The 11,897-nt window shown below is 51.2% G+C and carries 13 protein-coding genes; 1 reads left to right on the top strand and 12 read right to left on the bottom strand.

Annotation, left to right across the window (positions count from 1 at the left end; translation table 11 throughout):
• Positions 1–4: 4 nt before the first annotated feature.
• The 6 genes from nanQ to nanR form a co-directional block, all read right to left on the bottom strand.
• Complete coding sequence (nanQ, locus tag D9742_RS11735) at positions 5–469, bottom strand: N-acetylneuraminate anomerase (protein ID WP_000979870.1); 465 nt, start codon at positions 467–469, stop codon at positions 5–7.
• Positions 466–1,341, bottom strand: a complete 876-nt coding sequence (gene nanK / locus D9742_RS11730; RefSeq protein ID WP_130237021.1) for an N-acetylmannosamine kinase — start codon at positions 1,339–1,341, stop codon at positions 466–468. The genes nanQ and nanK overlap by 4 nt, the downstream gene beginning before the upstream one ends.
• A complete protein-coding gene (locus D9742_RS11725; protein ID WP_105272484.1) occupies positions 1,338–2,027 on the bottom strand; it encodes an N-acetylmannosamine-6-phosphate 2-epimerase in 690 nt (229 codons plus the stop codon). Before D9742_RS11725 ends, nanK begins: the two co-directional genes overlap by 4 nt.
• Before the next feature lie 46 nt (positions 2,028–2,073).
• The gene (gene nanT, locus D9742_RS11720; protein ID WP_130237020.1) at positions 2,074–3,564 is read right to left on the bottom strand and encodes a sialic acid transporter NanT; all 1,491 of its coding nucleotides are present in this window, start codon (positions 3,562–3,564) and stop codon (positions 2,074–2,076) included.
• Between the two features lie 108 nt (positions 3,565–3,672).
• Positions 3,673–4,566 (bottom strand): N-acetylneuraminate lyase, encoded by an 894-nt coding sequence (nanA, locus tag D9742_RS11715; protein ID WP_000224706.1) that lies wholly within the window; start codon positions 4,564–4,566, stop codon positions 3,673–3,675.
• Positions 4,567–4,688: 122 nt separating this feature from the next.
• Entirely contained in the window at positions 4,689–5,480 is a 792-nt protein-coding gene (gene nanR / locus D9742_RS11710) for a transcriptional regulator NanR (protein ID WP_130237019.1), read from the bottom strand.
• A 379-nt stretch (positions 5,481–5,859) separates the two neighbouring features.
• Between nanR and dcuC the strand changes: the two genes are divergently transcribed.
• Entirely contained in the window at positions 5,860–7,227 is a 1,368-nt protein-coding gene (dcuC, locus tag D9742_RS11705; protein ID WP_130237018.1) for an anaerobic C4-dicarboxylate transporter DcuC, read from the top strand.
• 43 nt (positions 7,228–7,270) lie between these two features.
• Here dcuC and sspB read toward each other — a convergent pair whose 3' ends face one another.
• The 6 genes from sspB to zapE all read right to left on the bottom strand — a co-directional run bounded on the left by sspB (position 7,271) and on the right by zapE (position 11,805).
• Complete coding sequence (sspB, locus tag D9742_RS11700) at positions 7,271–7,768, bottom strand: ClpXP protease specificity-enhancing factor (RefSeq protein ID WP_130237017.1); 498 nt, start codon at positions 7,766–7,768, stop codon at positions 7,271–7,273.
• A 5-nt stretch (positions 7,769–7,773) separates the two neighbouring features.
• A complete protein-coding gene (gene sspA / locus D9742_RS11695; RefSeq protein ID WP_000257293.1) occupies positions 7,774–8,412 on the bottom strand; it encodes a stringent starvation protein SspA in 639 nt (212 codons plus the stop codon).
• A gap of 268 nt (positions 8,413–8,680) precedes the next feature.
• Entirely contained in the window at positions 8,681–9,466 is a 786-nt protein-coding gene (locus D9742_RS11690; RefSeq protein WP_130237016.1) for a DUF695 domain-containing protein, read from the bottom strand.
• 155 nt (positions 9,467–9,621) lie between these two features.
• Positions 9,622–10,014, bottom strand: coding sequence for a 30S ribosomal protein S9 (rpsI, locus tag D9742_RS11685; protein WP_000829818.1), 393 nt, complete (start codon positions 10,012–10,014; stop codon positions 9,622–9,624).
• Between the two features lie 15 nt (positions 10,015–10,029).
• A complete protein-coding gene (gene rplM / locus D9742_RS11680; protein ID WP_000847559.1) occupies positions 10,030–10,458 on the bottom strand; it encodes a 50S ribosomal protein L13 in 429 nt (142 codons plus the stop codon).
• A 219-nt stretch (positions 10,459–10,677) separates the two neighbouring features.
• Positions 10,678–11,805, bottom strand: coding sequence for a cell division protein ZapE (gene zapE, locus D9742_RS11675; protein ID WP_130237015.1), 1,128 nt, complete (start codon positions 11,803–11,805; stop codon positions 10,678–10,680).
• Positions 11,806–11,897 lie beyond the last annotated feature (92 nt).

Genomic DNA, 11,897 nt, shown 5'->3' with positions numbered 1-11,897 from the left:
AGTTTTAAGCCATTAAATCAGCCTTAACCTTCACCACAACCTTTTTAATCTCACCAGGTTCGCCGACAACGCATCCTGGTTTATGCGGTTCTCCCGGCATAAACACGGCGAACATTCCCGGTTTTAAGTTGATGGTTTGCTCGTTTTCAATGGCGCTGCAAAGCTGGTAATCATCTTCATGGTGGAACTCTTCACACTGGCGCGCAGTGCCTGCCGTGCCAAACAGAATCCGTTCCTCACCTTTTAATAACAGCTGGATATCAATGTATTGCTCGTGCAATTCCGCTTTTTTCTCGACGGGCGATTGAGTGTTAAACGTCATGACATTCATAAAAATATTGTCGCCCTGTAATTCGTAACGACCCGGCGCTTTTTCTTGCGGTCTGGCAGCTAATGCCAGCGTTAACGCGTCCTGTAACGCAGGATGTAACCCGGCAGACGGTAATGACTGTACTTCACCCATCATCATAATATTTCTCCCTGGGCCAACAGCGCAGCCCCAAGTAAACCTGCATCATGGCGGTAGTGCGCCGCCAGTAAATCAACATGAAATGCCGCAGGCTCCTGCGCCAGATACGTTTCCACCAGCGCCAGATACCCTTCTGCCAGACCAACGCTGCCACCGACCACCACGCACTGGCAATCAGTTGTGGCTTTAATATCAGCGATCAGCCTTGCCAGCACATGTGCGGAGCGGTGAATCAGCTGCTGCGCCTGCTCGTCGCCCTGCCCGGCGCGCGTGAAAATAGTTTTCGCATCCGCGCCCATGAGTTCACCTTGCGCTGCCGCTGCAATACCGCGACCAGAAGCAATCGCTTCCACGCAACCAGTACGTCCACAGCCGCAGACTGGACCATGCGGATCGGCAAGCGTATGCCCGATGTGCCCCGCCAGACCGCCAGGGCCGGTAAGCAGTTTGCCGCCGCTCACCACGCCGCCGCCAACGCCAGTGGAAACGGTGATAAACACCATATCGGTTATATCGCCTTCCAGCGCCTGATACTCTGCCCATGCTGCGGCCTGCGCGTCGTTAATGGCAATGGTCGGCAAATTGGTAAGTTGTTCCAGCGTTTTGACTAACGGAAAGTGCAGCAATCCACCGAGATTATGCGGATTCAGCGCCAGTAAGCTGCCGTTGCGAATTATTCCGGTTGAAGCGATGGTAACCTGCTGTGCATGAGCTTGTAACGGTGCGATTAATGCGGCTAAAGCATCACGCAGTGCCTGCGGAGTCTGGCTGGCAGGCGTAGGAAGTTCTCGGCGATCGCGGATCTGCCCGTCAGCGCCAATCAGCGCGGCGGCAAGTTTAGTACCGCCGATATCAATCGCCAGTGTGGTCATAGCACCGCCTTTTTCATCGCGGTGTTGTACCACTGGCAAATGTGCTCAAGACGCGTAATGGCAGAACCGACCGTCACCGCCCACGCGCCGTAGCGCATCGCATCCGCCGCCTGAGCAGGCGTGTTGTAACGCCCTTCGGCAATCACCCGACATCCGGCGTCGCTCAACGTTTTCACCAGCGCCAGATCCGGCTCTTCTGGCGTTTCAGGCGTGGTATAGCCAGAAAGCGTGGTGCCAATAATTTCGGCGCCCAGCTTTTGGCAAGCCAGGCCGTCTTCCGGCGTTGAACAGTCGGTCATCGCCAGTAAACCGTGATGGTGAATACGCGCCAGCAGCGTTTCAACAGGCACCGGACGCGGTCGGTCGGTGCCATCAATCGCGATAATGTCCGCGCCCGCCTGTGCCAGCGCATCGACATCTTCAATATAAGCTGTAATGCGTACCGGAGAATCCTCCAGATCGCGTTTCACAATCCCGATAATTGGCACGCTCACCACCGCACGCGTGGCTTGCAGATTTGCCACACCTTCAATACGAATGGCAACCGCGCCAGCCTGCTCTGCCGCTAATGCCATGGCAGCGACGATTTCAGGTTTATCGAGCGGACTGTCCGGAACCGGCTGGCAGGAGACAATCAGGCCACCGTTGGCGGCGATTTTTTGATCCAGTTGTGCTAGTAACGACATACTTATTCCCTTAGCAAAAGGCCCGGCACATGGCCGGGCAACAGGATTAACTTTTGGTTTTGACTAAATCGTTTTTGGCACCGCCAAACGGCACGGCACCGCTGAATGGTTTGCCGTCGATAGCGTCATGAGTACGCAATGCTTCCGGGCGCAGCCAACGCTGAACACGAGAAGGCATATCCAGACCAATCAGCAGGATCACCACAAATGTCAGACTGAACGAGAGCGATGCCAGCGCAGTACCCAGATCCAGACGTTGAGCGATCAACGCGCCGATGATTGGGGCCAGTGCGCCACCCAATGCGCCAACGTTGTAGGTAAAGCCCAGGCCCGCTGCACGCTGGTCGGTATCGAAATAACCGCCAATCAGTTTCGGTAAGATCCCGGCGATCCCTTGTCCAAGCATTTGCTGGAAGAACAGTAACAGACCGAGCACCCAGACGTTTGCACCGCCAATAGCAAATACCGGAATAATCAGCAGCTGCGAAGCTAACAGGCTACAAACGTAGGCTTTGCGCGTTCCCAGCCAGTCACCGAGGAAGCCACCGACGCAGCACCCCACCGCCGCGCCAAAGCCACTAAAGAACAGCACATTGGCGACAGTATGCGGGTTATAAGCCAGATCGGTTTTCAGATACGTTGGCAGCAGCGCCTGAATCGGCCATGAGTAGAGGAAAGCAAACAACACGACCACCATCAGCATTACGCCAGTTGGCCAGCGTTTGCCCGTACTCTGCACCATAAAGCTGATAAAGATTGCGGCGCATAACAGCCCAAGAACAGCGACGATCGCGGCATTTTGCAGGTTACCGGCGAAGCAGAACCACAGCGCAGTAGCCGCCGCCAGTGTCATTACGATATTGGCAATGCGATGTTCACCACGGTAGAGAATATCCACCATTGTGCGTACTGGTGCTTTACCTGCGTGTTTCTCTTTCCAGTCTTCCGCTTCCGGGATGTTTTTACGCAGCCAGAGAGCAAAGATGATTGGCAAAATGCCGATAAAGAACAGCGCACGCCAGCCCCAGACCGGAACCACCAGGCTGTAGACCTGAGCGGCAACGACGGCCCCTACAGAGAAGCCTGAAATCAGAAAGCCACTGGCTTTGTTACGCAGATGTTTTGGCCAGCTTTCAATGACATAGGTGGCGCTGGAACCGTATTCACCCGCCATCCCCATGCCGATGACCAGACGAGCGATAAACATAGTGATATAGCCAGGTGCGAAGCCACAGGCCAGCGTCCCGGCCGAGAAGAGAACGATACTGGTGACCATTGCCAGCCGACGCCCGTAGCGGTCACCCATAGCGCCGAGCATCAGGCCACCGAACCAGCGAGAGATAAAGGCTGCGGAAATCAGACTTGCCGCCTGCACCGTTGTCAGCCCAAATTCACCCTGTACTTCGGTGAGTACCAGGGCGATTAAAACGAAATCAAAACCGTCAAGCAGATATCCCAACCAGGCAGCGGAAAATGCCCGCCATTGTGCACGATTGAGATGGCGATACCACGGGATATTCTGGGTTGTAGTACTCATTGTGAGTCTCCCGCGGTGGGCGATGCCCACACGCTTTGGTATGAAAATTGTAGGGTACAGATGCGCTTATTTCCCCTCACCCGGTAGGGGCGAGCGAGGGGAAAGAACTCACCCGCGCTCTTGCATCAACTGCTGGGCAAGCGCCTTCAGCTCTGGCAGATATTTTTCATCTACCGGACCAAACGGTTTACGGCACAGCGGAACAGACACCACATCCATATAGTGCAGGACGGTTTTCAGGCCACGGAATACGCCGGTTTTAATCAGCAAATCAATAACTTTGTTGCACTCAGTTTGCAGTTTCTGCGCGGTCTGGATATCCCCTTCTTTCAGCGCCTTAACGATCCCCTGATAGCGCCAGCCCATGATGTTGTAAGTACTGCCGATGCCGCCGTCTGCGCCCGCCAGCAGGCCGGAAGCGAAGATTTCGTCGTAACCGTTATAGAGCACCAGATCCGGATGTTCGCGACGGATCTGCTCCATCTGATAGAGATCGCCAGAGGTCTGTTTCAGCGCACCTACGCCAGGCAACGTAACCAGTGTATTGATCTGATCCAGGCTCAGTTTTACCCCGCTCAGTGCCGGAATGTTGTACACCACCATCGGCAAACCATCCGCCGAATCAATGATTGCCCGATAGTGATCGCAGTGTTCTTCAAAGCTGAAAGGATAGTAGAACGGCGTAACGGCGGAGACGGCATCGAAGCCATAACGTTTAGCCGATGCCGCAAGTTGTTGGCTTTCAGCAGTGCTGACGCAACCTACGTGAGCGATGAGTTTAATCTTGCCTTTCGCCTCTTCGGCGACGATTTCCAGTACCTGTTCACGCTCGGAAAGGCTTTGTACAAAGGCTTCGCCGGTGGAACCACCCACATATAAACCGTCGATGCCCTGCTGAATATTGAACTGAACCAGGCGCCGCAGACTCGCTTTATCCAGTGCTTGTTGTTGGTCAAAAGGGGTCAGGAGTGCGGCCATCACGCCACGTAAATTCGTTGCCATAAATACCTCTGAAGTGATGCTTGTCTGTTTAAACGATATACCTTTATACCTGTTATACCAGATCAAATAAGCAACACATCATACAGAACGCTTATAATGCGATCTGCTTCACTAAAGTGGCATTATTTCTTTTTGTGGGTGGTTTGGCCGAAGGCGTGCCAGGTGGCAGAAACGCTGTTGAGATGCGATTGCAACGCGCGATCGGCTTCATCGGGATCGTGACGGCGGATCGCGTCAACGATCGCAATATGTTGTTGATAGCTGACGTTGTTATGCTCGTGCAATGCCTGATCGGTGACCGTTGGGCGCGCGGCAATCAACCAGTCGAGCAAGGCAACGTGGATCGCCTTAAAGATCGGATTACCCGGGATCTCCGCCAGTACGCGGTGGAAATCAACGTCTGAACGAATGAAGGCAGCATTGTTATCCAGCGACTGACTGTTGATTTCCAGGGCTTTTGCCAGCAAATCGATTTGTTCATCGGTGGCATGTTCAGCCGCATAGCGCACCAGGCTGGACTCAAAGAACAGACGTAACTGTTCGAAATGGGCTATCCCTCCAGGATGAGAAAGGAAATCTTTCGCCATACCTGACAGCTCGCCGATGATGGTGTCCGCAGAAGGACGCGAGACGCGTGCGCGCTCGCCGTTGTTTATTTGCACCAGACCTTTACGCTTTAACGCTGCCAGCGCTTCACGCACTGAAGGACGCCCAACGTTAAAGAACGCCATGAGTTCGCGCTCAGACGGCAACTGCTCACCTTCGCCAAACTCGCGGCGGCGGATCATCTGCTCCAGCTCTTCTTCCACCATTTCGGAGAGTTTTTTGCGCGCCAGCGGACGGCTACGCAAGTTGCGACCAATTGCAGGTGAAGAATCTTCGTTTTGCGAATCAAATGCGTTCATAAGGCCCATTCTTTAAGGTCAGTGTGATTAACATCATCAATGACATCCTATCACAGGATTGAAAGTAGGGTGAAATGAAGGGGTTTACTCTTTGTACACCATCGTTATCGTAATTAATTTAATAATTAACTTTTGCGAAAAATAAATATAACGCAGATAAAAACATCCCAGAAAAATTATTCACAAGAATATTCACGGACATTATGAATATTATGAATATGTTCTTGATGAATAATCATAAATGCATATTTTATAATAAAAATCCTCTTTTTTACGATCAAAAAATTCGACACAAACACCATAAATAGTCTTGTAAAAAATATAACATCATTGTTTTCAATCTGCCGTTAATGAGATTGACCGTTTTCTTTTGACACGGAGTTCAACAATGTTCGGCATAATTATTTCTGTCATCGTGTTAATAACGATGGGCTATTTGATCCTTAAAAATTACAAACCACAGGTGGTGCTGGCCGCAGCTGGTATCTTCCTGATGATTTGTGGTGTCTGGTTAGGGTTTGGCGGTGTACTCGACCCCGCCAAAAGCAGCGGCTATCTGATTGTTGATATTTATAATGAAATCCTGCGCATGCTGTCCAACCGCATTGCTGGGTTAGGGCTGTCTATTATGGCGGTGGGCGGTTATGCCCGCTACATGGAGCGCATAGGAGCCAGCCGGGCGATGGTGAGCTTGTTAAGCCGCCCGTTAAAACTCATTCGCTCGCCGTATCTCATTCTGTCGGCAACTTATGTCATCGGCCAAATCATGGCACAGTTTATTACCAGCGCCTCCGGTCTGGGTATGTTGCTGATGGTCACGTTATTTCCGACGCTGGTGAGTCTGGGAGTAAGTCGCCTCTCTGCGGTGGCGGTTATTGCGACCACCATGTCTATTGAATGGGGAATTCTGGAAACGAACTCCATTTTTGCCGCCCAGGTAGCGGGAATGAAAATTGCTACTTACTTCTTCCACTATCAGCTACCGGTCGCCTCTTGTGTCATTATCTCAGTGGCAATCTCCCACTTTTTTGTGCAACGCGCTTTTGACAAAAAAGATAAAAATATCAATCACGAACAGGCGGAGCAAAAATCTCTCGACAATGTCCCGCCGCTCTATTACGCCATTTTACCGGTGATGCCGTTAATCCTGATGCTCGGTTCACTGTTTCTTGCTCACCTGGGATTGATGAAATCAGAACTGCATCTGGTGGTTGTGATGTTGCTAAGCCTGACGATGACGATGTTTGTCAAGTTCTTCCGCAAGCATAACTTGCGCGAAACAATGGATGATGTGCAGGCGTTTTTTGACGGCATGGGTACGCAGTTTGCCAACGTGGTAACGCTGGTGGTCGCCGGCGAAATATTTGCGAAGGGATTAACGACGATTGGCACCGTTGATGCGGTTATCAAAGGCGCGGAGCATTCTGGTCTGGGCGGTATTGGCGTAATGATTATTATGGCGCTGGTAATTGCCATTTGTGCCATTGTGATGGGCTCCGGCAATGCGCCATTTATGTCATTTGCCAGCCTTATTCCGAATATCGCTGCTGGACTGCACGTACCTGCGGTAGTGATGATTATGCCGATGCACTTTGCCACAACGCTGGCGCGTGCGGTTTCACCGATTACTGCGGTAGTGGTGGTAACTTCAGGAATAGCAGGCGTTTCGCCCTTTAAAGTGGTGAAGCGGACTGCGATCCCAATGGCAGTCGGATTCGTGGTGAATATGATCGCCACAATTACGCTATTTTATTAAGCCCTTAAAACGACAAAACAGGCCACCTGGGCCTGTTTTTGTTTTACTTCACAACGCGTAATGCCGGGCGACCACCGCGTGGCGGTTGCGGCGGTTCATCATCAGGATGATTATCATCATCGTGATCTGGCTTATCACCATCAATGACCGACATAACGGTTTCATTATCTGCCGATACATCTTCATCATTCATGATGCTGGCATCTTCGTCGTAGGCAGCTTCAGGCTCGAACATTGTGCCTGCGCCATTTTCACGGGCGTAGATAGCCAGCACGGCAGCCAGCGGTACCGAAACTTGACGCGGGATACCACCAAAGCGCGCGTTAAAGCGCACTTCATCATTCGCCAGTTCCAGGTTGCCAACCGCACGCGGAGCAATGTTGAGTACGATTTGCCCGTCACGTGCATATTCCATAGGAACCTGCACGCCAGGGAGCGTCACATCCACCACCAGGTGCGGCGTGAGCTGGTTATCCAGCAGCCACTCATAGAATGCACGCAGCAGATAGGGACGACGTGGTGTTAACTGTGACAAATCCATACAGATTAACTCCGGCCCAGACGCATTTCACGTTCAGCTTCGGTTAAGGAAGCAAGGAAAGAGTCACGCTCAAAGACGCGGGTCATATAGCCTTTCAGCTCTTTCGCACCCGGGCCGCTGAACTCGATGCCCAGTTGCGGCAGACGCCACAGCAGCGGGGCAAGGTAGCAATCGACCAGGCTGAACTCATCGCTCAGGAAGTACGGCTTCTGACCGAAGACTGGCGCAATGGCCAGCAGTTCTTCGCGCAGTTGCTTACGAGCGGCATCTGCTTCAGAAGCTGAACCGTTGATGATGGTATTCATCAGCGTGTACCAGTCTTTTTCGATGCGATGCATGTACAGACGGCTTTCACCGCGAGCTACCGGGTAAACAGGCATCAGTGGCGGATGCGGGAAACGCTCATCCAGGTATTCCATAATGATGCGAGATTCCCACAGGGTCAGCTCACGATCCACCAGGGTCGGAACGCTCTGATTCGGGTTGAGGTCAATCAGATCCTGAGGCGGATTGTCCTTTTCCACGTGTTCGATCTCGAAACTTACACCTTTTTCAGCCAGCACGATGCGGACCTGATGGCTATAGATGTCAGTAGGACCGGAAAACAGCGTCATTACCGAACGTTTGTTGGCAGCGACAGCCATGAAAACCTCCAGGTATAGTCAGAATTTTTACTGCTACCAGCCACCAGGTGGCCAGTCAGAAGTTGTGTTACCCAGTAAGGAACGACTCTCTTTGTTCGAAAAACAAACAAAAAATGAGCAATACCCGACATTTGGGCAGAAAATTGGATGATAGTTTACCAGATTTTGCGACCTTTGTGGTGAGTCGATGCCGGAAATGGGGAAAAAGAGATGTTCCTTAGTCTGAAATGCTTGACTTCATCCCCACCAGAAATGTTGTCTGCCTCTTTTACGCCGTTGCTATCGGAGCGCCCCAGCCATCAAAACTACCGCCATGCTTTTCAGCCAAATCGGTAAGCTGGCATGTAATATCGGTCATATGCAATTGTTCCGGAGCATCGGTGTTAGTAAATGACGCCATATACCCTTCGTCCATCCTAATATTCACCAGCGTAATGCCATATGGCAATATCGCCACGTCCTCAGCAAAGGCACGGGCAGCATCTTCTGTCGGCAATGTCGCGTAGTAATCAATGGTGCGAGGGAGAGTCAAATCGTCACCATGTTCCAGCAACCCACGGCATACGCGGGAATCGTGTATCCAGTTCCAGTCATACTTCGACGGGTACAGGAACTGGTGATAGTAATTTCCGTTATCGTTTTTACTCATACTATAGCTGCAAGAGACTTCCGGACCACCCGCAAGCAATTTATCCAGCATTCTTTCCCAGTCCAGTTCTTTTTCCGACTGGAAAACAAAATCGCGCCATCCCTCTTGTGTTACCACCCCCACCAGCCAAATCGGTAATGTCTTGCCCCTCTCCTCAAGCCAGTCCTCTATACGATTTAAACGTTGAGTTTCATCGGGCTGCGGTAAACCGTTTTCATAACAATGGGTATAACGCACACGAAAGAACCAGGTGTGGTTAAGTCGATCAAATCTTTCGTCCTGAATGGCGCCGATATCAACGCGTATGCCCGTGACACGGTCATCCACTGTTGTAATAAAGAACTCCCATTTATTCGACAACGTTAAAGATTCTTTATTATTAAACAATGCATTAAATAATCCCATCGCGATATCCTTTTCTACAGTACGTGGAAAATACTATTAAAAAGAGAATAATGCGGAAGAGAGAGGGAAAAGAGGCTGGAATCGGACTTTAGCCATAAAAAAACCCGCCGAAGCGGGTTTTTTCGCAAATTGTATTCTGCCGAAGCAGAAAGCAATTAACGTTTGGAGAACTGCGGACGACGACGTGCTTTACGCAGACCGACTTTCTTACGTTCAACCTGACGAGCGTCACGAGTAACGAAGCCAGCTTTACGCAGTTCAGAACGCAGGGATTCGTCGTACTCCATCAGAGCGCGGGTGATACCGTGACGGATCGCACCAGCCTGACCAGAGATACCACCACCTTTAACAGTGATGTACAGATCCAGTTTCTCAACCATGTCGACCAGTTCCAGCGGCTGACGAACTACCATGCGGGCAGTTTCACGACCGAAGTACTGTTCCAGAGAACGTTGGTTGATAACGATTTTACCGTTGCCCGGTTTGATGAAAACGCGAGCTGCGGAACTTTTGCGGCGACCAGTGCCGTAGTATTGATTTTCAGCCATTGCCTATAATCCCGATTAGATGTCAAGAACTTGCGGTTGCTGTGCCGCGTGGTTGTGCTCGTTACCCGCGTAAACTTTCAGTTTACGGAACATAGCACGACCCAGCGGGCCTTTTGGCAACATGCCTTTAACCGCGATTTCAATCACACGCTCAGGACGGCGAGCAATCATCTCTTCAAAGGTCGCTTGTTTGATACCACCGATGTGACCGGTGTGGTGATAGTACACTTTGTCAGTACGCTTGTTGCCGGTTACAGCAACTTTGTCAGCGTTCAGAACGATGATGTAATCACCAGTATCTACGTGCGGAGTGTATTCCGCTTTGTGCTTACCGCGCAGGCGACGAGCCAGTTCAGTAGCCAGACGGCCCAGAGTTTTACCGGTCGCGTCAACAACATACCAGTCGCGTTTTACGGTTTCTGGTTTAGCTGTAAAAGTTTTCATTAAAAGCTTACCCAATAAATAGTTACACGTTGGTGAACACCCAAACGTCTTCAATTGTTGAGGTTCACACGACAAAGTCCGGCAAACCTACCCCTTCGAATAGCCTATGCCAGCACACAAAAAGTTTCGGGAAAAAAAACTTTCTTGTAACGTGGGGTCGCAGGATTATAGAGAAGTCGGGGTCAAAGATCGACCCCTTTTTGTGATTTATGGCAGGTTTTAACCCGCCAAATGCTCGCGCTTCAGATACTCTTCGCTCTGCATCTCTTGTAGACGTGACAGGCAACGCTGAAACTCAAACTTCAGTCGGTCGCCCTGATAAATTTCATACAAAGGCACTTCTGCGCTCACCACTAATTTGACATGGCGCTCGTAAAACTCATCCACCAGCGCAATAAAACGTCGCGCTTCGCTCTCCATCAACCGCGTCATGACTGGCACATCAAACAACATCACTGTGTGAAAGAGGCGTGAGAGCGCTATATAGTCATGCTGGCTGCGGGCATCGACACACAAGGTGGTAAAAGAGACGGCCAGCGTCTGGTTCTCGACGCCCATTGTCGCCAGCGGTCGATGGTTGATTTCTAACGTCGGTGAATTTTCTCGTTTCGCCCCCGCCAGCGCCAACCATAGTTTATCCATTTGCGCACGGGTTTCATCGTTGAGCGGCGACAGCCACAAATGCGCCTGGGTAAGCGTTCGTAGTCGATAATCAAGGCCTGCATCGACATTCATTACATCGCAATACTGTTTAATAGCGTCGATAGCCGGTAGAAAACGCGCACGTTGCAGGCCATTACGATAAAGTTCATCAGGCGGAATATTTGACGTTGCGACCAGAGTTATTCCGCGAGCGAACAGGGCTTTCATCAGGCCCCCCAGTAGCATGGCGTCGGTAATATCCGAAACAAAAAATTCGTCAAAACAGAGCACGTCAGTTTCGGCTTTGAAGCGATCGGCAATAATTTCCAGCGGGTCGGTCTGCCCCTGTAAGGCAGTTAGCTCTTCATGCACCCGCAGCATAAAACGGTGAAAGTGCAGACGCTGTTTCCGCTCACCCGGCAGGCTTTGATAGAAAAGGTCCATCAGCCAGGTTTTTCCTCGTCCGACACCTCCCCACATATATAAGCCACGCACCGGCGCACCGCTTGCCTCTTCGCGCTTACCCCACAGTTTACCGACTCGCGCCATAAACCCACTCGCCCTCGCGGTGGGCGGTGTGCTGTTGATTAACTCCTGGTAGATAATCTCCAGCCGACTGACGGCCTCTTTTTGTACGTCGTCAGGTTGATGGCTGCCCTCATTGAGCGCCTTCAGGTATTGCGATGTCGGGGTAACGCTTTGCATGATGTTCTTGTTATTCCTTGAATAATCGGTGTGCCGTTGTTCACGGTTGACGAAAAAAAGGCCGTTCTACACTACGCGATATGCAGTCGGGA

Origin of the sequence: Escherichia sp. E1V33, assembly GCF_004211955.1 — a bacterium.
Classification (GTDB): domain Bacteria; phylum Pseudomonadota; class Gammaproteobacteria; order Enterobacterales; family Enterobacteriaceae; genus Escherichia.
The sequence above is the reverse complement of the archived record's forward strand: the minus strand, read 5'-3'. Positions and strand labels throughout refer to the sequence as shown.

What these genes read in the sequence shown, in the direction of transcription:
- rplM (WP_000847559.1), bottom strand. Translation starts at nt 10,458, where the DNA reads ATGAAAACTTTTACAGCTAAACCAGAAACCGTAAAACGCGACTGGTAT.
- sspA (WP_000257293.1), bottom strand. Translation starts at nt 8,412, where the DNA reads ATGGCTGTCGCTGCCAACAAACGTTCGGTAATGACGCTGTTTTCCGGT.
- rpsI (WP_000829818.1), bottom strand. Translation starts at nt 10,014, where the DNA reads ATGGCTGAAAATCAATACTACGGCACTGGTCGCCGCAAAAGTTCCGCA.
- nanT (WP_130237020.1), bottom strand. Translation starts at nt 3,564, where the DNA reads ATGAGTACTACAACCCAGAATATCCCGTGGTATCGCCATCTCAATCGT.
- nanQ (WP_000979870.1), bottom strand. Translation starts at nt 469, where the DNA reads ATGATGATGGGTGAAGTACAGTCATTACCGTCTGCCGGGTTACATCCT.
- D9742_RS11690 (WP_130237016.1), bottom strand. Translation starts at nt 9,466, where the DNA reads ATGGGATTATTTAATGCATTGTTTAATAATAAAGAATCTTTAACGTTG.
- nanR (WP_130237019.1), bottom strand. Translation starts at nt 5,480, where the DNA reads ATGGGCCTTATGAACGCATTTGATTCGCAAAACGAAGATTCTTCACCT.
- nanA (WP_000224706.1), bottom strand. Translation starts at nt 4,566, where the DNA reads ATGGCAACGAATTTACGTGGCGTGATGGCCGCACTCCTGACCCCTTTT.
- dcuC (WP_130237018.1), top strand. Translation starts at nt 5,860, where the DNA reads ATGTTCGGCATAATTATTTCTGTCATCGTGTTAATAACGATGGGCTAT.
- zapE (WP_130237015.1), bottom strand. Translation starts at nt 11,805, where the DNA reads ATGCAAAGCGTTACCCCGACATCGCAATACCTGAAGGCGCTCAATGAG.
- D9742_RS11725 (WP_105272484.1), bottom strand. Translation starts at nt 2,027, where the DNA reads ATGTCGTTACTAGCACAACTGGATCAAAAAATCGCCGCCAACGGTGGC.
- sspB (WP_130237017.1), bottom strand. Translation starts at nt 7,768, where the DNA reads ATGGATTTGTCACAGTTAACACCACGTCGTCCCTATCTGCTGCGTGCA.
- nanK (WP_130237021.1), bottom strand. Translation starts at nt 1,341, where the DNA reads ATGACCACACTGGCGATTGATATCGGCGGTACTAAACTTGCCGCCGCG.